The sequence below is a fragment of the Myroides sp. DF42-4-2 genome (assembly GCF_030326445.1).
In the GTDB taxonomy this organism is placed as follows: Bacteria; Bacteroidota; Bacteroidia; order Flavobacteriales; family Flavobacteriaceae; genus Flavobacterium.
Genome location: NZ_JACAKI010000001.1, coordinates 237515 through 262173, shown reverse-complemented (window position 1 = coordinate 262173; position 24659 = coordinate 237515). Strand labels below are relative to the sequence as shown.

Below are 24659 nucleotides of genomic sequence, written 5' to 3'. Positions count from 1 at the left end.
TCACTTCTTTTCTTGGTTGTTGTTTTATTCTAAATTTCGTTAAAAGAGAGTAGCCACAAACTACTCTCTTTTTGTCCTTTGGGAATATCCTCTTTTTTCTTCTATATGCCATTTATTTTTTTTCGGGCAAAAAAACGGATGTACAACAAAAAGACGAGCAGATTTCCCCCCTTTTTTAATACTTTTAATCTCTGTAAACGCTATAGGTAGCCATCCACTAGGAATGCTCTTAGAGCACAAAAAAAAAAGCAATGAAAAAAAGAGTACTAAGTATTGTATTAGGAGGGGTTCTCCTTATAACGGTGGCGGCTTGCAACCAAAGCTATGAACAATCGACCGCTGATACAGCAATGAGTTTGGAGTCTGCTGATGTCAACTCCACTCCTGCTAAAAACCTCGAAAGTCAACAACAAACGACACAGCGCAAAATCATTAAAGAGGGAAGTATTCGCTTTGAAACTGCGAATGCAAAAGATACCCGTCAACAGCTTACTACTGCTGTTGCGAAATACCAAGGCTATGTATCTCAAGACAATGCAGAATCCTACGGAAATCGCTCTGTTTATACCCTGACCTTACGCATTCCAGCAGCCCATTTTGAAAGCGTACTGGCCGACATTGCTACAACAGCTAAAAACATAGAACAACAAGACATCAAAGCCCTCGATGTTACGGAAGAATTTATTGATGTAGAATCGCGTATACAAACAAAAAAAGAGTTGGAAAGTCGCTATAAAGCACTCTTGAGTAAAGCATCTAAGATTGAAGAAATCCTAGCGATTGAGAAAGAAATCGAAACTCTGCGTTCGGATATCGAATCTTATGAAGGTCGATTGAATTATTTAAAAAGTAGCATTGCCTTTAGTACACTGACTGTCGTATTTTACGAAACACAGCCTTCAACAACCTCCTCAGGTTCTGAATTTACTAGCGCTTTTAAAGAAGGATGGGATAATTTGGTTGCTTTCACCTTGGGACTATTTTACATTTGGCCATTTATCCTAATTAGTATAGGCGTATTCTTCTTGATTAGAAGGAGAATCAAACGCAAAAAAAGAAAGACAAACGAATCACTATAAATCAGTAGATTACAAAAAAATGAGCCGATTATAACATTTATCGGCTCATTTTTTTTTAAGGATTAATTGTTTCTATGGGTTTATGAAGTACAAGATTTAGTTTCCAAGGACATACTCATTTCATTGGAATCAAGTCGTTGCGTTCGCGACAGTTTAGCGCTAATTTCAGCTTTTTAACTTCGAAACAATTAAACTAGGGTAATTTCCATTCTCTAGTAAAATAACAGCAATTTAGCTATACTTTCACACCCAAAAATTGCACATCTATAAATATTACTTATTTTTGTCGTCACAACTGATAAACTTAAGAATATTATGAAACCAGATTTATTTCAGGCACCGGATTACTATCTTTTAGATGATTTACTTACAGAAGAGCACAAATTAATTCGTGATGCTGCGAGAGCATGGGTAAAAAGAGAGGTATCTCCAATTATTGAAGAATACGCTCAAAAAGCGGAATTCCCGAAACAAATTATCAGTGGATTAGCTGAAATTGGAGGATTTGGTCCTTATATTCCAACGGAATATGGAGGAGCAGGATTAGATCAAATTTCATATGGTTTAATCATGCAAGAGATTGAAAGAGGAGATTCAGGCGTACGTTCAACATCATCTGTTCAGTCGTCTTTAGTGATGTATCCAATTTGGAAATACGGAAACGAAGAACAACGCAATAAATACTTACCAAAATTAGCAACAGGAGAAATGATTGGTTGTTTTGGTTTAACTGAGCCAGATCATGGTTCTAACCCTGGAGGGATGATCACAAACTTCAAAGATATGGGAGATCACTACCTATTGAATGGAGCGAAAATGTGGATTTCGAATGCACCATTTGCTGATATAGCAGTAGTTTGGGCGAAAAACGAAGAAGGTAGAATCCATGGATTAATCGTGGAAAGAGGGATGGAAGGATTCACTACACCAGAAACACACAACAAATGGTCTTTAAGAGCTTCAGCAACAGGAGAGCTTATTTTTGATAATGTAAAAGTTCCAAAAGAAAACTTATTGCCAAACAAATCAGGATTAGGAGCACCTCTAGGATGTTTAGATTCTGCGCGTTACGGAATTGCTTGGGGAGCTATTGGAGCAGCTATGGACTGTTATGATACTGCTTTGCGTTATTCAAAAGAGCGCATTCAGTTTGACAAGCCAATTGGAGCAACACAATTACAGCAAAAGAAATTAGCTGAAATGATCACAGAAATCACGAAAGCGCAAATGTTAACTTGGCGTTTAGGTGTTTTGAGAAATGAAGGAAGAGCAACTTCAGCTCAAATTTCTATGGCCAAACGCAACAACGTGGCTATGGCATTAGAAATTGCTCGTGATGCACGTCAAATGTTAGGAGGAATGGGAATCACAGGTGAATACTCTATTATGCGTCACATGATGAACCTTGAGTCAGTTGTAACATATGAAGGAACTCACGATATCCACTTGTTAATTACAGGTATGGATGTGACAGGTTTCCCTGCATTCAAGTAATCTAGCTTATACTAAAATAGATAAACTTTATATAAAGAGCTTCTCCTAACCGAGAAGCTTTTTTACTTTTGTATAAATTCTTATAACACCATGAATATACTATCCGTTAATCAATTGATTACTCCCGAACGCAACGCTTTATTACAGCATCCTTTATATCAAAAAATAACGTCCATTGCACATTTGCAAAAATTCATGGAAGGCCATGTATATGCCGTGTGGGATTTTATGTCCTTACTCAAAGCGCTACAGCAAAAGCTCACTTGTACTACTACGCCTTGGTTTGCATCGCCCTATCCGCAAACCAGGTATTTAATCAACGAAATTGTCTTAGCTGAAGAGTCGGATCTTACTCTGGATGGACAGCGTTTGAGCCATTTTGAGATGTATTTTGACGCAATGGAAGACGCTCAGGCGAATACGCAAACCATGAAGGACTTCTTAGTGGAATTGCAAAACGGGCACACCATCGAACAAGCGATTGCCTCCTTAGCAGTTGATCCAGATATTAAAGCGTTTCTCGCGTTTTCCTTTGACGTAATTGCCCAAGGAAAACCACATGAAATCGCCGCTGCCTTTACCTTCGGTCGCGAAGATTTAATTCCCGATATGTTTACTGAAATATTAAAAGGGTTCCAACTTAACTTTCCCGAAACAGATTTGTCAAAATTAATTTATTACTTTGAGCGACACATTGAATTGGACGGGGATGAACACGGGCCCATGGCTATGCAGATGATCACAGAACTCTGTGGAACAGACGAACAAAAATGGCAAGACGTTATTCGCGTTTCCAAAGCCGCACTTGAAAAAAGATATGGTTTGTGGAATGCCATTGAACGCAACATTGAATCAAATTAATTCACTTTATAAATAAAAAACAAGGCTATGAGTACATTAAAAGGAAAAAATGCAATTATCACAGGCGGTGGGCGCGGATTAGGAAAGGCGACTGCACTTGCTTTTGCCAAAGAAGGAATTAACGTGGCTATCACGGGAAGAAACGAGGAGCGCTTAAAACAGACAGTCGAAGAATTGACTGCATTAGGTATTAGAGCGACCTATGCCGTATTTGATGTGGTAGACAAAGAAGCTGTTCAACGCGAAATCGCTAAGATCATTGCTTTTTTAGGTGGCATTGATATTTTAGTAAACAACGCTGGTATCTCTGAATTTGGAAAATTTACTGACATGCCTGCCTCACGTTGGGAAGAGATCTTATTAACCAATGTTATGGGGGTGTACAATGTTACACGAGAGGTACTTCCACATTTAATTGAGAAAAATGAAGGTGATATTTTCAATGTTGCCTCAACTGCTGGATTAAATGGAAACCCGACGACTTCGGCTTATTCGGCTTCTAAATTTGCAGTAATTGGGTTATCTGAATCCCTGATGAAAGAAGTGCGAAAAAACAACATTCGCGTATGTACGTTAACACCGAGTACCATTGCGTCAGATATGTCGATTGAACTAGGCTTAACAGACGGCAATCCCGATCACATTTTACAACCGGAAGATTTTGCGGAACTACTTGTTGCAACGTTGAAACTTCCGCGTAGAGCGATGCTAAAGACAGCTTCACTTTGGACAACAAATCCAGTATAAAATAAGCAAAAAAAGCTACCTCTTTTCGGTAGCTTTTTTTGCTTATTTTTTTTTCGTCTTGTGAATTGCATTTACCAATATGTTAGTACATTTGTACCCGTTTTTATATCGTATAAATCTATGGTTCGCAAACTTTTACGCTTTATCTTAAAGCTTGTGTTGTGGTTCTTTGCACTAAGCATTTTATCTGTTATTTTCTTCCGATTTGTTCCAATTCCCTATACTCCCTTGATGTTCATACGGCTGTATGAGCAAAAAAAGGATGGTCAATCCTTTACTTTAAAACACGATTGGGTTCCGATCGAACAAATCAGTCCGAATTTGCAAAAGGCGGTTATTGTCAGTGAAGACGGTCACTTCTTATCGCATAATGGTTTTGATTTTAAAGCGATTGAAAAGGCAATGAAAAACAACGAAAAGGGCAAGCGCATTAAGGGAGGAAGTACCATCTCTCAGCAAACGGCTAAAAACGTATTTTTATGGCCAGGGCGCAGCTATATTCGCAAGGGATTTGAGGCTTACTTTACGGTGCTTATTGAGCTTTTATGGTCCAAAGAACGCATTTTAGAAGTCTACCTCAACAGCATTGAAATGGGGAATGGCGTCTATGGTGCAGAAGCTGCGGCTCAACACTGGTATAAGAAAAGTGCTGCTAAACTCTCCGTTCAGGAAGCTGCCGGATTAGCTGTTATCCTCCCTAGTCCAAGACGCTACAATCCCGTACAATCTGGTCCTTATGTCAGCAGGAGAAAACAAACAATCTCTAAATACATCAAAGGCTATGGTCCACTTGATTTAAAGAAAGAAAAGAGTAAAAAGAAATAAAATAATACATTTTTCTTTATTTATTTTCATCTAAACTAGATTTTTACTAACTTGTAGTCAAACTTAAATTTATTTGTTATGAAAAAAATTGTATTAACATTAGCGTTAGGTGGATTACTTTTCGCTACATCATGTAAAGACAACAAAACTGCGCCTACCGAGGGAGATACTATTCCAGCAACCGAATTAACGGAAGCGAAATCAGAAGCGGAGCTTAAATTTGAACAAGCGAAACAAGCCCTAGATGAAGCAGTTAAGAGTGGAGACAAAGCGGCAGAAGAAGCAGCGAAGAAAACACTAGATGAGGCTCAAAAGGCTTGGGAGGCAACCAAACAAAAAACGGATGAAGCAGTCAATCACCTAGAGAACAAAGCGGATGAATTGAAAAAAGACGCTGAAAAATCGTTAGATGAGGCAAAAGACAAAGCCAATGAATTAAAAGAAGACGCCAAAGAAAAGGCAGAACAAGCAAAAGAAAATGTAAAAGAAGCGGCTAAAGAAACTCAAAAAGGGTTGGAAAATGCCGCTGATAAATTGAAAAAATAAATAATAGTGAGGGTGTCCCAAAAGGTCACCCTCTTTTGTTTTGTATAAAGCGGGACTTTTCCCTTTGATTAAAAATTCTTTCAATTGACCAAAAGCAGTCAAGAAGAAGACACAACGTATACAGTAGGAAGTAGAATGATTCACTATTGCTTTATCGCTTTAGCTCTATCTTCTTATGCTTATTGGACAGCCCCTTCTTTTTGTAGACATCAAAGGTTTTTCTGTATTTTATCAAAAAACAACTATTTTATCTTTTATTTACCACTCAAATACATGGTTCTTTCTTATTTTTTTCGTAATTTGTAAACAACTAAAAATCAAATACTATGAAAACAAATATTGGTCTAAAAGACGAAGTAAGACAAAAAGTAACGGATGTACTCGCTCGATTGTTGGCAGATGAATATGTACTGTACACCAAAACGAGAAAAGCGCATTATAACGTAGAGGGCATTGATTTTCATTCCATGCACTTATTTTTTCAATCCCAATATGAAGCCACGATTGTAGATGTGGATGACATTGCAGAGCGAATTCGCCATCTAGGTCATTATGCACCAAGTAGCTTAAAAGAATACCTTGCATTAACTCAATTAACTGAATCCAGAGATAACGAAGCAAATGACAGTGCGTCTTGGATTAAAGACTTATGCAAAGATCACGAGGCTATTATTATTTTCCTAAGAGAAAACATTGACCCGATTGATGAAATGAATGACAAAGGGACTGCTGATTTCTTGACGAGTTTGTTAGAAAAACACGAAGAAGCAGCTTGGATGTTACGCGCACATATTAAGTAATATCCTATTGCTTATTTATTATAGAGGTTTGTCTTTAAAAGGCAAACCTTTTTTGTTACTTTTACGGTCAACCCAGAACAATAAAAACAATGAAACGATTGATTATGCTTAGTGCTGTACTGTTGCTACAGTACGCTTGTACGTCTTCGCCCCAAACGGAAACGCAGAAAGCACTTTTATTTCAGAAAAGCTTAAATAAAGAGTTTGCCAATAAAGAGACTTCTCCCTTAGTGCCTGATGCCTTAAAGAAATTCGTGAGTTTAGATTTCTTTCCAATAAATGAGCGTTTTATTATCGAAGCACAATTCACGCGTACGCCAGATGAAGTGCCTTTTGAAATGCCAACCACTACAGAACGCAAACCGATATATGTCAAATACGGTGAAGCTAGTTTTTCACTAAATGGCAAAGAACAAACCTTAGACTTGTTTCAAGATATTAATCTACGCAATCAAAAAGAATACGAAAAGCATCTGTTTCTCCCATTTACGGATTTAACTTCAGGTGTGAGTACGTATGGTGGTGGTCGTTATATTGACCTAGAAATACCCGAAGGAGAAACCATTATCTTGAATTTCAACTTAGCGTATAACCCATATTGTGTGTATAACCCTAAATTCTCTTGCCCTATTCCACCGCCTCAAAATGACATTAATGCGGAGATTAATGCAGGAATTAAAGACTATAAATACTAAACAGCATAAAAAAAACCTCAATCTTTCGATTGAGGTTTTTTTATTATTCTAATTGGTAAAAATTTACTTCAATTTCTTGATACCCATATTGTATAAAGTGAACGCTTGTAAATCAACGTGCTCTTGAATTTGTTGAGCGATTGATTTTCCAGCTCCGTGTCCAGCATTTGTTTCAATGCGAATTAACATTGGATTAGTTCCTTTGTTGTGGGCTTGTAATTCAGCTGCGAATTTGAAACTGTGTGCAGGTACCACACGGTCGTCGTGATCACCTGTAGTAACCATTGTTGCAGGATAAGATTCTTCTTTTACGTTGTGTAGAGGAGAATATCCTTTTAAGTATTCAAACATTTCTTTGCTATCCTCAGCAGTTCCATAGTCGTACGCCCATCCAGCACCTGCGGTAAAGGTATGGTAACGCAACATATCTAATACACCTACTGCAGGTAAAGCTACTTTCATTAAATCAGGACGTTGTGTCATTGTTGCTCCAACTAATAATCCTCCGTTTGATCCTCCTTTAATAGCTAAGAAATCAGATGATGTATACTTATTGTCAATTAGGTATTGTGCTGCAGCGATGAAATCGTCAAATACATTTTGTTTTTGCATTTTTGTTCCAGCTACGTGCCAAGCTTTTCCATACTCACCACCACCTCTTAAATTTGGTACTGCATATACTCCTCCATTTTCTAACCAAATGGCATTAGCAATACTAAATGACGGTGTAAGACTAACATTGAATCCACCATAAGCATATAACATCGTAGGGTTTTTTCCGTTTAGTTCGGTTCCTTTTTTATAGGTAATGATCATCGGAACTTTTGTACCGTCTTTCGAAGTGTAGAACACTTGTTTCGATTCATATTGCGACGAGTCAAACTTCACTTTAGGTTGTTCGTATACGCTTGAAGTACCCTTTTGCACATCTAATGCATAGATTGTTCCTGGCGTAATGTAGTTTGTAAAAGAGTAATACAAGGTAGTATCTTCTTTTTTCCCTCCAAATCCACTTGCTGTTCCGATTCCAGGTAATTCGATTGTTCTAATTTCTTTACCCGTATAGTCGTATTGTTTTACCATTGAAACAGCATCTTTCAGATAGCTTGCAAAAATATAGCCTCCTCCTTTTGTTGGCGACAATACATTTTCAGTTTCAGGGATAAGATCTGTCCAGTTTGCTTGTTGTGGTTTTGCTGCATCTACTGTTACGATACGTGAATTTGGCGCATTGAAATCTGTTTCTATATACAATTTACCATCTTTACTGTCTAATACGCTACTGCTGCTATCAAAGTTGTTGACTAAAGTAACAATTGGACTAGCTGCCTTTGTTAAATCTTTAATGTACAATTCGTTTCCATAAGTTGAATTTGCTGCAGAAATAACCAAAAACTGGTTGTCTCCTGTTACATATCCACCTACATATCTTCTTTTTTGATCTTTACCAAAGATAAGTGTATCGTCTTTTTGAGCAGTCCCTAATTTGTGATAGAACAATTTGTGCTGATCTGTTTTTGCAGATAACTCACTTCCTGCTGGTTTATCGTAGCTTGAATAGTAGAAACCTTCGTTTTTAAACCAAGATACACCACTGAACTTCACGTCAACTAAGGTATCGCCAATGACTTCTTTTGTTTCTGTATCGAGTACGATCACTTTTCTCCAATCACTTCCACCTTCTGAAATAGCATAAGCAGCTTTGCTTCCATCTTCAGAGAAATCAATACTACCTAAAGAAGTTGTTCCATCCGTAGAGAATTTGTTTGGATCTAAGAATACCTCTTCTTTTCCTGCTTCATCTTTACGATATAAAATCGACTGATTTTGCAGACCGTCATTTTTGAAAAAATACGTGTATTTTCCTTCTTTAAATGGAGCACCAATTTTTTCGTAGTTCCATGCTTCTTCCATTTGTTTTTTCAATTGATCTCTAAATGGAATTTGAGCTAAGTATCCGTAGGTTACTTCATTCTGTGCTTTTACCCAAGCTGCAGTTTCTTCAGAACGGTCGTCTTCTAGCCATCGGTAAGGGTCTGCTACTTCAACCTCGAAGTACGTATCAACTACATCTCCTTTTTTTGTTTCAGGATATTGGATATCCGCTACCTGTTCTTTTGCCCCTTCATTTTTACAGGAAATAATCAAAGTTGCTACAAGAAGTGTCATTAACGATTTTCTCATAATAAATAATTCTATTTTTAAATTTCTGTGCAAGTAAATATATTAATAATTAATGCAAAAGCAAGGCGTAAAGCCTTGCTTTTATACAATTATAAACCAATTAATCATTAATGTGCGTGATCGTGGTCATGGTCATGATCGTGGTCGTGATCGTGATCGTGTCCTCCATCTCCTTCACCAGCAGCTACAATCTCAATATTTCTAAATTCCATCGTTTGATTTCCTGAATTGTCCAATACTTTTACCACAAAATGATATTTTCCTGGTTTTGCATTGGCATCAATAACAATCTCATGGTGGTGGATGTTATCGTTTTTCACCCCACCAAGACTCCATGTTTTATTAAATTCAAACGGTTTCCCCTCTGCAGCTGTAGTCTTTACAGCATGGGTATGATTGTCTCCTCCTGTGTGGTTGTGCCCATCAAAATTATTGTGAATATCCACATTATACGAAGCTAATCCGTCGTTATCGGATACGACCATATCAAAGTGAATATCTTTTCCCGCCTCTAATTTTGCTCCTTCTTTTGGTGCGATTAAATCAACTACGGGTTTCTCTGTATCTGTGTTGTTGTCACTTGAACATGAAGTGAAACCAAATGCACTTACTAGTGCTGTTACTGCTAAATATTGTAATCTTCTCATTGTTTTAATTTTTAATTATTGTGTGTGTTTGTTGTTTTGTTGTTTTGTTGTTTCCTCCTATATACATCACACAAACGGCGGACCGCGATTAAAATAAAAAAAATGACTTGGCTGTTTAATGCGTACGCTTATTACATCAATAACAACGGCATTTATAACAAGGGGGACTATAGCAATAGCAAAAGTCGGTACTTCAACAGCTGGATGAATCTTGAATAAGTATTGATCACAATAGTGAACTTTACTTCCGTCGATCCATTCTAAAGCGTGATTTCGCAGTCCATATTCATGTTCAATGACAACATAGTGTAGTAAATTGCTCGTTAGTGGGATAAAAAACACAACCACTAAGAAAAGGTACTTACTAACACTGCTGTTAGTTTGTTTCATTAAAACGGTATTTGGATCATTAATTGAATCGATCGTCCTAGTTCTGGGATTCCCAGCGGTCGATAAAAGCTCATGTGATTCAATATTTTTGCATCAAAAATATTGGTTGCTGTTAGACTTGTTTTCGCTTGTACTTTCCCTAAGTGAATCGTGGAAGAAATTCCAAATCCGTAGCTCTGTGAGCTAGGCGTAATATCTTCTCCTTGTGCAATTCGCTCTTGCTCAGCATACCATTTTCCGTTGACAAAAACTTCTGAATCGCGGAATACATTCCAATCGTTAAAGGTATAGCTCACCTGTCCAAAGAAGTTAGCTGGCGTTGAAAAGGGCAACGGATAATTTCCTTTTTTGCCGTTGTCCAACTGCTTGTTATAGATAAATTCAAAAATTCCTTCAACAGTCAAGCGATCCCAAAAGCGTTGTTGAGCTTTCCATTCAAATCCCGTAATCAAGGCTTTGGATTGTGTGTATTCGTAAATTTGCCCACTATCTGGTAAAATTGAGAACGTACCAGTAGGTTTTAAAAAGATATAATTGCTAAAAAAATAGGCGTAAGGGCTTAGTGTTGTACTAAATGTTTCTGTTTGTAGGGTAGCTCTCAAGTCAACGGCAATTCCTTTTTCCGGATCTAGGTTTGGATTTCCTTTTTCATGGCGAAATGCCCCGTGGTGTACACCATTGGATGCCAATTCAATGGCGGTAGGAAAACGAAAATTAGTTCCAACAGTTGCCGCGAGATTAAAATGCGGTGTCCAATCAAATTTAGCACCAATCATCGCATTAAAGCTCGTGAAGTCGCGATCTTGTTTTTCACTGCGCTGTGCGTAATTGGCTGCTGTTTCGATCGACTGTCCGCGGTCAATCAAATAATCATATAGAATTTCATCGTAAAAAGGCTTCACGTGAACACTTGCGTAGTCTGCGCGTATACCTGCTTCCCAAGTAAGGCGTTCATTGACAAAATACTCGTACATCCCAAAAGCACCTACGCCTATTTTATTAAATTTAGGCAACAAAAAGCCGTATCCTCCGATGGTATTATTCTGGTAATTCTGTTGAATTCCCATTGTTAATTTGTGTTCGTTATGAAACAGATGTTCGTATTTTACTGCGGCATCAAATGTATTCAACACAAATTCCAACTCTAGGTTTGGATTTTTTGTCGGTGGTGTTTGGTTTGAAAAATGGCTGTGAAACAAGCTGCTTTCCTGTCTTTTATTGTTTTGAAAAGCGACTAACACGCTTAATTTTTGACTTGCTGAGAGGTTCCATGTTGCGGTATTAGTCAGCTTAAAATGGTTGACTGATTGGTTGGGCAACTCAATATTGCGGTGATTACCGTCGTCTTGTACAGCAGCTATATTGGGAATGCCGTGAGCACCTGGAAAGAATCCACTTTTATCGTATACATTGCTAATGCTCAATATATTTTTAAAGTTCTCTTCTACATAGCCCACTTGCCCGTATAAGGCTACACTTTTTCCGGCTGTATTTTTCATACGTCCCCCTTCGATGGGAATAATCGTATTGAGGTAGTCAATTTGTTTGATCGGCACGCGATAATCAGCATAGTCTTGTGCGGTTGCTTTGAATTTATAAAAGAAGCGATCTCCTCTTTGTTTAATTTGAACAGAAGCTCCTACAGCATCGTTGACAGACTTGCCATATACAATAGCTTTTCCGTCAAAAGAATGCACTTGTGGTACTTTTTCGTTATTGATTTTAATAACCCCACCAATGGCATCACTTCCGTATTCGATTGCACCAACTCCTTTGATCACTTCTACTTCTTCAGTACTAAGGGCGTCAATTTCCAATCCGTGATCCGCTCCCCATTGTTGTCCTTCCTGTTTGGCGCCATTTTCTGCCACGGCCACACGGTTAAACCCAAGTCCGCGGATCACTGGTTTAGACGATCCTGAACCAATATCCATCGCGTTTACTCCTGCAACGGATTCTAGGGTTTTTGCTAGTGAACCCGCAAATTTTTCCACAAGTTGTTGATTGGATACTCTATCCACATGTTGCACTGTATGTTTTGCTTCACTAGATACTACTACTTGTTCTAGTAAGGTTGTGCTTTCTTTTAAATGCAGGTCTACTTCTTGATTTTCAACTAGGTTAATCGTGGAGCGCAATGTTTCATATCCCAAGTAAGAAACTGTCAATTGATATGTTCCTTTTTCTAGGGGTTTCGCAATAAATCGCCCTTTGACGTCCGTCATAAAAGCTTGATCTCCTAAGGTAATTGTTGCGCCAATTAAGGCTTCTCCATGGTAATCTGATACTCTTCCTTTGACAGTATAGGACTGTGCAAACATACCTAAAGAGCACAACAGCATGATCCATGTACATAGATTTCTCATTGTATCGTGAGGTTTTAATTAATGAAATAGCAGTTCTATTCAGCAATGTGAATGAACCAAAATTGAATAATTAAACCAATACGGGAGGTGCGCGAAGGGAATAGTAAACGTGGGCAAGGGGAACAAAGCGCAAAACAACTTCCGCTTGAACTTCTTGACTCGTTTGGTAAGTGATAGATTGCCACTCCATTTGAATAGGGGCTAATCCTGATGTAGGAATACTGTCACAAACGAAACAATGATCTGTGTGACTGTGATCTTCAGTGAATTGAAGACCTCCATGATCAACACGGCTTTCTGAGTAATGCGCGTGTGTGCGGTGCTCGTTTTCATAGGCAACCGCTGTAGAAATATGTTGATAGCTATGAACCAATTGGAATACGGTGGTAAACATAAAAGCTACCACTAACAATATCCTTGCTATCATTTTTTTTCTACTCATATTGGGACAAATATAGTACAGAATATTTAGTTTGACATTTTTTTGTGTGTTTTTTATTACTAATTCTGTAGCAATACTTGCACAAAAACAGGTCGCAACGATTGCTAATTGCGTTTTCTGTACCTAATTTTAATCAAACATACGCTTTTCTATTGTAGTTCTCTCCGTGCCTTACTATTTACTAACGATTTATTAAATTAATGCTAACACTGATAAAACAAGGCTCAATGCAATTCACCTTTCCGTATTATCAAAAAATTCACTTCGCACAATCAAAAAAAATAAAGGATCTCCGAATAAAGAGAAAAAGTCGTACATTATTATCAACTAAACACAGGATATTCAACCATAAGAAAAAAAACTATTTTACAAAAAGGGAAGATATACTCTATTCAAATAGTGTGTTTTTAACAATTAATACATTTTTACAAAACAAAATTATCTTAACATTAAAACAATAAGACATAAAGCTTCTTTATCTTTGTGTTTCGTCTAAATTTCAAACTAATGAAGAGTAAGTTACTAGGTAGTATTTTAATCATAGCAGGATCGTCCATTGGAGGCGGAATGCTTGCCATGCCGATAACATCTGCGGGTGTTGGTTTTATTGGAACCACTTTACTTTTAGGCGTTATTTGGTTTGCCATGTGCTATACAGCCTTACTGATGGTTGATTTATACGATTACAACGATGCTTCTGCTGGGTTTAATACCTTGACCAAGAAATACGCGGGCTCGTTTATCAATAAACTAGCTGGTTTTAGTTTGATGTTTTTGATTTACGGTCTAACAGCTGCTTATATTTCTGGAGGAGGAACCATCATCAAAACAAATATCGACCTACTTTTTGATACCAATTTTAATACCTATACCGCCATTTTACTTTTTGCACTTGTGTTTGGAGGTATTGTCATCATAGGTACACAATGGGTGGATTGGTTGACGCGTGGTATTTTTATCGCTAAACTCATTTTTCTGGTTCTACTTGTTGTATTGTTGTTTCCCTTTGTCAAACAAGCCAATTTACTGCACAGTCCACTATCTGTTGGTTTGACCATTAGTGCGATTCCCGCCATCTTCACTTCTTTTGGTTTTCACGGTAGCATACCCAGTATTGTGCAATACCTTGACGGCGACAAAAAACGACTCAAACGCGCTTTTATTCTTGGGAGTTTACTGCCTTTGGTCGTCTACCTCATTTGGCAGATAGTCGTTTTAGGCAGCTTAGATCAATTGCTTTTCATGCAAATCTTACAAGAAAACTCAGGATTGAGAGGGCTTATTATGAGTATACGAGAGATCTCACATTCGCCTCACGTGGAAACCTTGTTTAGCCTATTTGCTGCAACGGGATTAGGAACCTCTTTTTTAGGGGTCAGCATTGGTCTTTTTGACTACTATAAAGACGTATTCAAAGTAAAAAACAACCCTGCCTTCATTACGAGTGTAGCAGGAATATTAACCTTTATTCCCCCCTTGCTATTTGCTTTATTTTACCCTGAAGGGTTCATTCTTGCTCTAGGTTATGCTGCAATTGCTGGGGTTATACTAGCTTTGTTCATCCCACAGTACTTATACATTAAGGCCATGGCCTATCACAATAAAAGAATAAGTTTGGGCCAAGGCTCCCTAATGGCTTTTATTTTCTTGCTAGCCGCACTCATCATTGTGGCGCAGATCAGAATAGCTTTGGGTCATTACTAAAACACACCATAAAAACACACCATACCAATCATGAGATATTTAAGGGATCTGGTTTTACTGTTTGCCTTTTTGGGTCCGTTGTTTTCTTATGCACAGGAACAACCCAATCAAGTAAACGACACACTGGAAAAGAAAAAATTTTTTGAGCGGATTATTCACTACTTTGAAGAAGCCAAGAAAGATAAATCACAAAGTGAATTTGACATTTCCTTTATTGGAGGACCAAGTTACTCTGTCGATACTAAATTAGGTTTGGGACTCGTTGCCTCGGGTTTGTATCGCCTAGATCGGGAGAACCTCGACTTATCGCCTTCTAACGTGTCTATCTATACCAATATTACCACTAGTGGTTTCTTTGCTATAGGTGTGGAAAACAATACCATCTTTCCTGATGATAAGTTCAGAATCAACGCAGATATGTCTTTTACCTATATGCCCAGTAAGTACTACGGCATAGGTTATGATGCTGGAGATGCGGGTATTTATTCTAAATACAACGAATATCGCTTATCCCTAAAAGCAGACTTTCTCGCAGAAGTAGTTCCTAATGGATACATGGGCGTTACTTTTGCTGCCAAAAATCTCCGAGGTAGTGAATTTGAAAAAGAAGAATTCCAACCCCAAGAAAACCTGACCACTACCTTAGTTGGAGGTGGACTTATTTTCTCCTATGACACGCGAGATTTTATTCCAAATCCCGAAAAAGGTATTTTCCTTCAATACCAACAAACGTTTTTTTCACGCACTTTGGGGAGTAATATCCACTTTAGTCAGATTGAAACAGCCGCGCGATACTACAAACGCGTTTCTCCTAAAACAATATTGGCCTTTGACTTCAATGGAATTTTCAACAATGGGGATGTGCCTTGGAATATGATGGCCCAAATTGGAGGTCCTCGTCAAATGAGAGGCTACCTCACAGGACAATACCGCGATCGAAAAGAGCTGAATACCCAAGTCGAATGGCGTCAAAAAATATACAATCGACATGGTGTTGTTCTTTGGGGAGGTATGGGAACAGTCTTTGATAAGTTCAAGGCGTTTACTTGGTCTGAAACTTTACCTACTTACGGAATTGGGTACCGATGGGAATTTAAAAATCGTGTAAATATTCGTTTTGACTACGGAATTGCAAGAGGTCAAAGTGGTTTTTACTTTAATATTAACGAAGCGTTCTAAGTACAACTATATGCCTGAAAAAAAGCAAAAAACCAGTCTCCTAAGAAGACTTAGCCATAATCCTGTTGCCTTGTTCTATATTTACTTGTTAGTAAACATGGTGCCTACGGTATATTTTACTTTATTCCAACCCCTTAACCTGTTGGGCAGAGCAACGGTATTCTTATTTCCATTGAGCTTGTACCTCCTTGTCTTTTCCCTTTTTAAAAACATAGGGCGAACGCAGATAATTCTATTTCCTGTTCTATTTATTCACGCGTTTCAAATTGTGTTATTCTACCTTTTTGGCGAAGATGTAATTGCAGTGGACATGTATTTAAACGTTGCAACGACCAACACAACAGAGATTACAGAATTATTAGGCAGTTTACTTCCCTCCATTGGTTTTGTTTGTTTGCTGTACATTCCTACCGTGATATGGGCCAGCCTTCAATGGAAAAGAAAATTATACCTCCCTAAAACAAGTAGACATCGCGCCTTCAATATCGGGGTTCTCCTATTTGTTGCTTCGTTTTTGTTGTCTTTGGGATCACAAAATAAAAACAGAGAGGCTTTTGATTTCATGGTGGATGTCTATCCAGTAAATGCGTATTACAATTTGAATTTTGCCATAAAAAAGTGGGGAAAAGTCAAGGCATATCCGCATACCTCTGAAAACTTTACATTTGAAGCCAAGCGAACTGCCACCGATAGTATACGCGAAATTATAGTGTTGGTAATAGGAGAAACTGGGCGAGCACACAACTGGCAGCTCTACGGTTATGATCGACCGACGAATCCGCTTTTAGCCCAACAAGAACACTTGCTCCTCTATCAAGATGTATTGACACAATCCAACACCACACACAAAAGTGTATCGATGATTTTATCCGACGTAAATGCGGCTAATTACCAAGACATTTACTACAGAAAAGGGATTGCACAAGCCTTTAAAGAAGGTGGTTTTACGACGATTTGTCTTTCCAATCAATCGGAGAACAACTCGTTTATTGAATATTTCACTAAAGAAGCCGACATCTACAAAACCATACGCACAACGGATAGCAAAACACATTTAACGGTAAATCGTCCTGATGAGGAACTCATACCCTTAATGACTGAATTGATTGAAAAAACCCCAGGCAATTTGTTTATCATCTTACACAGCTATGGCTCTCACTTCAATTACAAGGAGCGCTATCCTTCGGATTACCGTCAGTTTACACCGGATAATCTCACAGCGGTAAGTCGCAGACAAAAAGAGCAATTGGTCAATACCTATGACAATAGCATTCGCTATACGGACTATTTTCTTTCTTCCACCTTGGAGGCATTAAAGCAAATTGACGCTGCGAGTATGTTGTTGTATTCTTCAGATCACGGAGAAGATCTCTTTGATGATGATCGTGGATTATTTTTACACTCCTCTCCAACCCCCTCTTACTATCAATTGCATATTCCGTTTTTTATGTGGTTTTCGGATGCGTTTATCGACGCCCATCCTGAGCAGTATAAGCTCGCACAAGCAAGACAATCACAGCCCATCAGCACCCATGTGATTTTTCACACGCTTATCGATGCGGCAGCAATAGAAACCCCTTACCTCAAGTCAGAATTTTCATTGGTGAACCCAGAGTTTAAGATCTTGCCTCGATTGTATTTAAACGATCATGACTTGGCGGTTCCTTATCAAAAAATGAATTTGAAAGAAGAGGATTTTGAGAAAATTAAACAGTTGAACTTAAAAAATTAACCGATATGAAGCTTTATTTACGACTATTTTACTTGGTGCTTGGCCTGCTTTTGTCCACCAATCTATGGGCACAAAAAGAGCGATTTGAGCTATTGCCTTTTGGCAACATGAACCAATGGCAAGTTCGAGAAATCAAGGAATCTCTCCTTATTGGGGGAAATATTCGATACTTGTATTCCATCAACGACACAAAAGACACATTAAAAGACAATACGCCATACAAAAACACGCGTTCCCCTTGGGCAACATCCTCAGTCTTAGCTGTAGTGAGTGGGATTACAAAGGGAAGTGTAACGGTGTTTCCTGAGAAAAGAGGCAGTGGTTTTGCTGCGCGTTTAGAAACAAAAGTTGAACGCGTTAAGGTTTTAGGCCTAATCAACATCAACGTTTTAGCAAGTGGAACGATCTTCTTAGGTGAGATGATTGAACCCATAACCGACACAAAAAATCCGCAGAGTAAATTGGTTACTGGAATTCCATTTACCAAAAAACCAAAAGCACTACAGTTTGACTATAAAGTAACTACAGGCGGAAAATCAAGTCGCATCAACGGTATGGGAAAAGGAACGGAACTCAATCAAAACGACAAAGCAGAGATTCGAGTTTTATTGCAAAATCGCTGGGAAGACAAAGACGGAAAAGTACACGCAAAACGAGTGGGAACAGCTTGGCTCAACTTAACCCAAACACAAAAAGAGTGGAAAAACAACTTCCAACTCCAGATTAACTATGGCGATATTCGAAATCAGCCTATTTACCAAAAAGAAATGGCACTTCGCACAGGAGAGTTTACCGATTATACCCGCAATAGTAAAGGGCAAATGACCGAAATTATAGAAGAAGGTTGGGGAAGTGCAACTGACCCCGTAACTCACCTGATTATTCAATTCTCATCAAGCAACGGTGGGGCTTATATCGGAAATGAAAACAGTAGATTGTGGATTGATAACGTCGGACTAGTATATGAGTAAGTAGTTGACGGTTTACAGAAAATGCAAACCGTCAATTACAACCCGTTAACTATAAACGTTCTCCAGCTTTTGGATCAGCGCCATATTCATTTGGTCCAACAGTACTATCCAAACAAGCGAAGTAAAGCAATACTAAACCTCCAATTCCTGTTAGTGACAATAAGATCCACCATCCGCTTTTTCCTGTATCGTGTAAACGACGAGCTAAAAGTCCAAGGGAAGGCACTAATACTGCTAAACTATATATGATTCCGACAAAACCTACCGGTCCTAAAATCTTATCTACAATTCCAAAAATGATTGAAATAATAAAACTAACTAAGGTGAAAGACCAATATTCTTTACGTCTTACACGTCCATTAAAATCCGTATAGTGATTTTTTAAGATGTTGATAAAGTTTTCTTTTAATGTAGTAAAATTCAATTCCATTTTTTTTTGTGTGTTTAAATTATAAGAGACGAATGTAGACTACTTTCATCAAACCTGCACAAAATTGGATTAAACTTCACTATAAATAGTGAGTTAATTATGGTAAAGTACAATAAAAAAGGACATCCAGCAGGATGTCCTTTTTAGGTACTAAAATGATCTAATATTATTATTTTCTAATACTGTCATGGCTGTGCGTTTCAATCCCATCATTCCATAAGGTTAAGATGTCTGTTGCGACAGCAGCGCCACTTCCAGCTGCAATAGCAAGTTGACTGCGGTGCCCCGCTAACGTACCTGCTACATAAATCCCTTCGGCTACAAGGTGATCTATATTTTTCAATTGAATTCTATTCTTTGCTGGGATTGACTTTTTATGGGGTTCTACGAACTCCATGAGTCCATCGATGGCAAAAGTAGCGCTTGAATTCACAGCGACCACAACCATTCGAGCCTCGTACACCGCTTTATTGGTTTCTATGCTAAACACACCTGCTTGCGCGCGGCTTACCTTGTTTACCTTCTCCCCTTCAATTTGGGTGACGTTTGAATAGATTCTCAGATTATCTTTTGCTTGGGCAAGTAAATCACTTCCTAAAGTTCCTGGTTCAATTCCAAAGGCATTGTTGAATATCGCATCTTGCAGCATGCTCCCCTTTTGATGCATTACAATTCCGATCGACTTCCCTTCCATGAAAGCCTTCTTTGCTGCACTACCTAGAACTTGAGCACAAGAAACTCCAGAAACACCTCCGCCAATAATTAAAACATCATAAATCAACATATTGATCTATTTTGTTTTGTCGTCAATTAACTTTGAAGTTCTGTAAATTAACAGAATACAAACCGCACATAAAAGTGCTACAATCCCAATTATAGCAACTAAACTGTCCCCTTGAAATAAGTTATTAAAATCAAGCATTGTGATATTTAATACAATTAAGGCAGCAACAAATGCAATAATAATGTAACTGAATATTTTCATTATTTCTTAAAAGATTTTAATTCTATTGTCCGAAAGTACAAAATAAAAACCACTCCCTGACTGCTTTAACATTACCCATACATAATTTAACAAGGCGTAAAAGCCGTTCTAAAATCTCATATTGCGCATTTCTGTCAGAGAGATCGTGTAAATAGAACTTTAATTTAGGGGAGACTTATGACATCGGCAAGCGGTCGTTAAAGCAAGTTTCCTCTATATATTTAGAAGTTTAAAAACGGTGGTATACCTTATAGCTAAGGTACTTTCGTTTGGGCAATTTAGTATCATTATAAAATAGAAGTTGCTCGAAGTGAAGGAGTCAACATCCGAGAAAGATTTGTAATTTTGTAGGCTCAAAAATAAATCAACATGTTTCAGATCGGTCAGGCCTTAGTTTCGGAGGATATTTTAGAAAAAGAATTTGTTTGCAACCTTACAGCTTGTAAAGGGCAATGTTGCATTGATGGAGATGCGGGTGCGCCCGTAGAGAAGGAAGAGACGGCCATTTTAGATGAGATATTTGAAACGGTAAAACCCTACTTACGTCCAGAGGGCATTGCTGCGATAGAGCAACAAGGCACTTATATTATAGGTGAAGATGGCGAATACGAAACGCCTTTGATTCACGGCGGAGAGTGTGCCTATGTAATTTACGACAACGGCATGGCCTTGTGTGGTATTGAAAAAGCGTATATAGAGAAGAAAATAGATTGGAAAAAACCAATTTCTTGTCATTTATATCCGATACGCATAAAAGAATACTCGTCTTTCTCGGCGGTAAACTACCACAAATGGCATATTTGCAGCGATGCATGTGCCTTGGGGAAAGAGTTAGAAGTACCGGTTTACAAATTTTTAAAAGATCCTTTGACGCGCAAATACGGTTCGGCTTGGTATGAGGAGTTAGAACTCGTAGCCAAAGAATACTATAAGAAATAAGCTTATTTCAAATAGAGGGTCTGTTGTCCATAGTCGAGAATTGCTTGACCTAAACCAAAAACATCAGACCCTATAATACCGTGTACATTTTTTGTTTTATACTCCGTCAAGGCTGTATTCACATGGCTTAAATCCAACAAGACGAAGTTAAAATGCTCTAATTTCCATCTTCCCATTTGGATATCGTTGTTGTAAGACACTTGGGTCATCATTCCATTGGCACCAGCCCCAGAGGCTCTTGTTTCTGAATCTGAAGTTGTTAACCCAAAATAAGCAGTATGTTGAAAGTCGATGCAACTGTTTGAAGCACCGGTATCGAGAATGAAGTCTCCCCAGATTCCATTTACTTTTACTCGTACAAAAAGGTGATTGGTTCGCGCTATCTTGAAGCGAATTTGTTTATAGCGTTCTTTTTTTAACCAATCTTTATAGTTTTCCATCAATTAAGTTTAGTTTTAATACTTTTTATAAGGTACTTTTGTAATTTGAAAGATACTACTTTGTAGAACATTACCAAAGCATGATTTTTACCGACACTCATACTCATCTTTACTCAGATGCTTTTGCGGAAGATCGCAAAGAAACAATAAATCGCGCAATAACGAATGGAGTTACGCGTTTTTTTATACCTGCAATTGATTCAAGCTATGCTCCGGCAATGTTTGAGTTGGAGGCGGCGTTTCCTGGGCATATTTTTTTAATGATGGGGTTGCATCCCACGGATGTCAAGCCAGAGACCTATAAACAAGAGCTTGCCTTTGTGGAACGAGAATTAGCTCGACGCAAATACTATGCAGTTGGGGAAATTGGCATTGATTTATATTGGGATAAGACCACCCTGTCCATTCAGCAGGAGGCTTTTCAGCAGCAGATACAACTTGCAAAAAAGTATCAATTGCCGATCAATATTCACTGTAGAGATGCCTTTGATGAAGTATTTGAGGTATTAGCGTTAGAAAAAGGAAAAGATCTCCGGGGTATTTTTCACTGCTTCACTGGAACAGCGGAGCAAGCCCAACAAGCGATTAGTTATAACCTCAAATTGGGAATCGGAGGAGTAGCAACCTTTAAAAATGGAAAGATTGATCAGTTTTTACATAAAATACCGTTAGAGCATATCGTATTAGAAACTGATTCTCCGTATCTTGCACCAGTCCCTTTTCGGGGCAAAAGGAATGAAAGTGCTTATATTTTGAACATTGCTGAAAAGCTAGCCGAATTGTATGCACTTCCTTTACAAACAATTGCTGACCAAACTACAGCCAATTCAAAAGCTGTTTTTGGCATTTAATTGTAAGAAAAAGAAACATAACATTTCAGTTTACATAAATATTTAAAACACTAATGTCTAAGTTTGATTCAATACGCCATTATCACGATCATGAGGTCAATGAGGTTTTACAAAAGATCTCCAAACACCCTATGATAAAAGCGTTAATGGGGTTTACTTTCCCTAAAAAAACTGAACAGGAATGGATGGAGGATTTGAGTAAAGTAACCTCAATTCAGCAATTTCAAGAGGAATTTGCCTACCACTCTATTCGTCGAATCTTAGAGAAAAGCTCTAACGGACTTTCGACCTCTGGTTTTGAGAAATTACAAAAAGATACCGCTTATTTATATATATCCAATCACCGTGACATCATTATGGATACTTCACTATTGAATGTAACTTTAAAAGATCACGGGTTGACGATGACGGCTTCTGCTATTGGGGATAACTTGGTACAGAAATCGTTTTTATTGGCATTAGCCAAAGTAAATCGCAACTTTTTGGTGCGTAGAAAATTAACTCCGCGAGAGTTGTTAGAGAGTTCTCGTTTGATGTCAGAATACATTCACAGCTTAATCGTATCGGAAAATCGTTCGGTATGGATTGCACAACGCGAAGGTCGTACGAAAGATGGAAATGACGCAACCAATACGGGAGTTTTAAAAATGATCGGCATGGATGCTGGAGAGGAGAACTTGATGGATTACTTCAAGCAACTGAAGATTGTTCCTGTTTCGATTTCCTATGAATACGATCCAACGGATGCATTAAAGATGCCTCAGCTGTTGGCTATTGCCAATAATGAGACCTACATCAAGGAGAAAAATGAAGATTTCGTCAATCTATACAGTGGGATTATTGGACAGAAGAAAGGCATCCACATCCACATTGGTGATATAATTGACACCGAGCTCGATCAGATCAAAGCCATTACAGAGAAGCCAAATAAACAGCTACAAGCGTTGGCTCAGGTTATTGATCACTCTATTATTACCAATTATCACTTGTGGCCGACGAATTATATCGCCTATGATATTTTAAACAATACCGACAAATTTGCTGCTCACTATAGTGAAAAGGAGAAACAATTGTTTGAGCGTCGTTTAGAATTGAGAGTAAACAAGCAGGAGCAAAAAGTTGTCGATAACTTTTTGGCGATGTATGCAAATCCAGTAGCGAATAAATTGAAATTACAAGATGAATAGCAAACCTTCAATCTTACTCATTTATACGGGAGGAACCATTGGGATGGTGAAAGATTTTAAAACGGGTGCCTTGCGCGCGTTTAATTTCAACCAATTGGTTGAGCGCATTCCAGAGCTACATTTATTGGATTGTGCCATCGAGACCTATTCGTTTGATGTGCCGATTGATTCTTCGGATATGCAACCCGATTTATGGGTGCAGATGGCTAGTATTGTAGAGGAGAACTACGATCGATTCGATGGTTTTGTCATTCTACACGGATCGGATACGATGTCGTATTCAGCCTCTGCGTTGAGTTTTATGTTGGAGAACCTGCATAAACCAGTGGTATTAACTGGATCTCAATTGCCGATTGGCGATTTGCGCACCGATGCAAAAGAAAATTTAATCACAGCCATTCAACTTGCTGCTTTACAAGAAGATAATATCCCAGTAATTCAAGAGGTATGTTTGTATTTTGAGTATAAATTATACCGTGGTAATCGAACGTCCAAGGTTAGTGCGGAGTTATTCAATGCCTTTACTTCACCTAACGTTCCACATTTAGCAGAATCAGGCGTAAATTTGCGCATTAACCATTCGTTATTGTTGCAAAAACCATTATCTTTGCCCCTTTCTGTTCACAAGGAGATGTCGCGTAATGTTATGATATTGCGTTTATTTCCGGGGATTCAACAACAAGTATTGGAAGCTATTTTAGCCATTCCAAATTTAGAAGGGATCATTTTGGAGACGTATGGTTCTGGGAATGCACCGACAGAGCCTTGGTTTTTAGAAACCTTGCGTTGTGCAACACAGAAGGGAATGAAGGTTGTCAATGTGACTCAGTGCTCCAGTGGCAGTGTGATGATGGGGAAATACGAAACCAGTACGGAATTAAAAGAGATTGGCGTTATTTCAGGAAAGGACATTACAACAGAAGCGGCGATTACCAAGTTGATGTTTTTATTAGCACAACCGAATATAGCAGATTTCAAAACAGCTTTTGAGACGCCTATTTGCGGCGAAATGGAAGCGTAAACTAATACAAAGAGAGGTGGCCGAGTGGTCGAAGGCGCACGCCTGGAAAGTGTGTATACGGCAACGTATCGAGGGTTCGAATCCCTTCCTCTCTGCTAGGAAAACCACCAACGGATGTTGGTGGTTTTTTTGTGTTTATATACC

24 protein-coding genes and 1 tRNA gene are annotated in these 24659 nt (G+C 38.3%); 17 read left to right on the top strand and 8 right to left on the bottom strand.

The annotated features are described in order from the left end of the window. Positions 1-251: 251 nt before the first annotated feature. The 8 genes from HX062_RS01165 to HX062_RS01130 all read left to right on the top strand — a co-directional run bounded on the left by HX062_RS01165 (position 252) and on the right by HX062_RS01130 (position 7047). Positions 252-1079: a DUF4349 domain-containing protein gene (locus HX062_RS01165; protein WP_286466017.1), complete on the top strand. Its 828-nt coding sequence runs from the start codon at positions 252-254 to the stop codon at positions 1077-1079. 315 nt (positions 1080-1394) lie between these two features. Continuing rightward, positions 1395-2573 (top strand): acyl-CoA dehydrogenase family protein, encoded by a 1179-nt coding sequence (locus HX062_RS01160; protein ID WP_182625382.1) that lies wholly within the window; start codon positions 1395-1397, stop codon positions 2571-2573. A gap of 90 nt (positions 2574-2663) precedes the next feature. Then, complete coding sequence (locus HX062_RS01155) at positions 2664-3434, top strand: DUF3050 domain-containing protein (RefSeq protein ID WP_182625381.1); 771 nt, start codon at positions 2664-2666, stop codon at positions 3432-3434. A 27-nt stretch (positions 3435-3461) separates the two neighbouring features. Continuing rightward, positions 3462-4181 carry a 3-ketoacyl-ACP reductase gene (locus HX062_RS01150; RefSeq protein WP_286466015.1) on the top strand — a complete coding sequence of 240 codons (720 nt, stop codon included), beginning with the start codon at positions 3462-3464 and terminating at the stop codon, positions 4179-4181. Positions 4182-4301: 120 nt separating this feature from the next. Then, entirely contained in the window at positions 4302-5006 is a 705-nt protein-coding gene (gene mtgA, locus HX062_RS01145; protein WP_182625379.1) for a monofunctional biosynthetic peptidoglycan transglycosylase, read from the top strand. A gap of 78 nt (positions 5007-5084) precedes the next feature. Further along, the gene (locus tag HX062_RS01140; RefSeq protein ID WP_182625378.1) at positions 5085-5552 is read left to right on the top strand and encodes a hypothetical protein; all 468 of its coding nucleotides are present in this window, start codon (positions 5085-5087) and stop codon (positions 5550-5552) included. Positions 5553-5878: 326 nt separating this feature from the next. Beyond that, a complete protein-coding gene (locus HX062_RS01135; protein ID WP_182625377.1) occupies positions 5879-6352 on the top strand; it encodes a Dps family protein in 474 nt (157 codons plus the stop codon). 89 nt (positions 6353-6441) lie between these two features. Further along, complete coding sequence (locus HX062_RS01130; protein ID WP_286466012.1) at positions 6442-7047, top strand: DUF1684 domain-containing protein; 606 nt, start codon at positions 6442-6444, stop codon at positions 7045-7047. Positions 7048-7110: 63 nt separating this feature from the next. Here HX062_RS01130 and HX062_RS01125 read toward each other — a convergent pair whose 3' ends face one another. From HX062_RS01125 to HX062_RS01105, 5 genes are all read right to left on the bottom strand, one after another. Next, positions 7111-9216 carry a prolyl oligopeptidase family serine peptidase gene (locus HX062_RS01125; protein ID WP_430529999.1) on the bottom strand — a complete coding sequence of 702 codons (2106 nt, stop codon included), beginning with the start codon at positions 9214-9216 and terminating at the stop codon, positions 7111-7113. A gap of 122 nt (positions 9217-9338) precedes the next feature. Then, positions 9339-9878, bottom strand: coding sequence for a DUF4625 domain-containing protein (locus tag HX062_RS01120; protein ID WP_286466009.1), 540 nt, complete (start codon positions 9876-9878; stop codon positions 9339-9341). 66 nt (positions 9879-9944) lie between these two features. Further along, a complete protein-coding gene (locus HX062_RS01115) occupies positions 9945-10268 on the bottom strand; it encodes a hypothetical protein (RefSeq protein WP_286466007.1) in 324 nt (107 codons plus the stop codon). Next, positions 10268-12634 (bottom strand): TonB-dependent receptor, encoded by a 2367-nt coding sequence (locus HX062_RS01110; protein ID WP_286466005.1) that lies wholly within the window; start codon positions 12632-12634, stop codon positions 10268-10270. The genes HX062_RS01115 and HX062_RS01110 overlap by 1 nt, the downstream gene beginning before the upstream one ends. 70 nt (positions 12635-12704) lie before the next feature. Next, on the bottom strand, positions 12705-13061 hold the full coding sequence (locus HX062_RS01105) for a DUF2946 domain-containing protein (protein WP_182625372.1): 357 nt from the start codon (positions 13059-13061) through the stop codon (positions 12705-12707). Between the two features lie 522 nt (positions 13062-13583). On the opposite strand from HX062_RS01105, the gene HX062_RS01100 reads away from it, so the two are divergent. From HX062_RS01100 to HX062_RS01085, 4 genes are read left to right on the top strand one after another with little or no spacing between them, the layout of a single operon-like run. Beyond that, positions 13584-14780, top strand: coding sequence for an aromatic amino acid transport family protein (locus HX062_RS01100; RefSeq protein WP_182625371.1), 1197 nt, complete (start codon positions 13584-13586; stop codon positions 14778-14780). Positions 14781-14810: 30 nt separating this feature from the next. After that, the gene (locus tag HX062_RS01095; protein WP_286466002.1) at positions 14811-15959 is read left to right on the top strand and encodes a BamA/TamA family outer membrane protein; all 1149 of its coding nucleotides are present in this window, start codon (positions 14811-14813) and stop codon (positions 15957-15959) included. 10 nt (positions 15960-15969) lie between these two features. Further along, positions 15970-17691: a phosphoethanolamine transferase family protein gene (locus tag HX062_RS01090; RefSeq protein WP_286466001.1), complete on the top strand. Its 1722-nt coding sequence runs from the start codon at positions 15970-15972 to the stop codon at positions 17689-17691. A gap of 5 nt (positions 17692-17696) precedes the next feature. Continuing rightward, positions 17697-18662 carry a PCMD domain-containing protein gene (locus HX062_RS01085; protein ID WP_182625368.1) on the top strand — a complete coding sequence of 322 codons (966 nt, stop codon included), beginning with the start codon at positions 17697-17699 and terminating at the stop codon, positions 18660-18662. A 49-nt stretch (positions 18663-18711) separates the two neighbouring features. Here HX062_RS01085 and HX062_RS01080 read toward each other — a convergent pair whose 3' ends face one another. Both HX062_RS01080 and HX062_RS01075 read right to left on the bottom strand, forming a co-directional pair. Further along, on the bottom strand, positions 18712-19092 hold the full coding sequence (locus HX062_RS01080) for a DUF805 domain-containing protein (RefSeq protein ID WP_182625367.1): 381 nt from the start codon (positions 19090-19092) through the stop codon (positions 18712-18714). Positions 19093-19261: 169 nt separating this feature from the next. Then, the gene (locus tag HX062_RS01075; RefSeq protein ID WP_286465996.1) at positions 19262-19876 is read right to left on the bottom strand and encodes an FAD-dependent oxidoreductase; all 615 of its coding nucleotides are present in this window, start codon (positions 19874-19876) and stop codon (positions 19262-19264) included. Between the two features lie 570 nt (positions 19877-20446). Between HX062_RS01075 and HX062_RS01065 the strand changes: the two genes are divergently transcribed. Further along, positions 20447-21016 (top strand): DUF3109 family protein, encoded by a 570-nt coding sequence (locus HX062_RS01065; protein WP_182625365.1) that lies wholly within the window; start codon positions 20447-20449, stop codon positions 21014-21016. 2 nt (positions 21017-21018) lie between these two features. On the opposite strand, the gene HX062_RS01060 is transcribed toward HX062_RS01065, so the two are convergent. Continuing rightward, positions 21019-21456, bottom strand: a complete 438-nt coding sequence (locus HX062_RS01060) for a retropepsin-like aspartic protease (RefSeq protein ID WP_182625364.1) — start codon at positions 21454-21456, stop codon at positions 21019-21021. A gap of 80 nt (positions 21457-21536) precedes the next feature. On the opposite strand from HX062_RS01060, the gene HX062_RS01055 reads away from it, so the two are divergent. The 4 genes from HX062_RS01055 to HX062_RS01040 all read left to right on the top strand — a co-directional run bounded on the left by HX062_RS01055 (position 21537) and on the right by HX062_RS01040 (position 24610). Further along, positions 21537-22307: a TatD family hydrolase gene (locus HX062_RS01055; RefSeq protein ID WP_182625363.1), complete on the top strand. Its 771-nt coding sequence runs from the start codon at positions 21537-21539 to the stop codon at positions 22305-22307. Between the two features lie 53 nt (positions 22308-22360). Beyond that, entirely contained in the window at positions 22361-23494 is a 1134-nt protein-coding gene (locus HX062_RS01050; protein WP_182625362.1) for a 1-acyl-sn-glycerol-3-phosphate acyltransferase, read from the top strand. After that, positions 23487-24515: an asparaginase gene (locus tag HX062_RS01045; RefSeq protein WP_182625361.1), complete on the top strand. Its 1029-nt coding sequence runs from the start codon at positions 23487-23489 to the stop codon at positions 24513-24515. Before HX062_RS01050 ends, HX062_RS01045 begins: the two co-directional genes overlap by 8 nt. A 10-nt stretch (positions 24516-24525) precedes the next feature. Further along, positions 24526-24610: transfer RNA gene (locus HX062_RS01040), tRNA-Ser, on the top strand. The last annotated feature ends 49 nt before the right edge of the window (positions 24611-24659 follow it).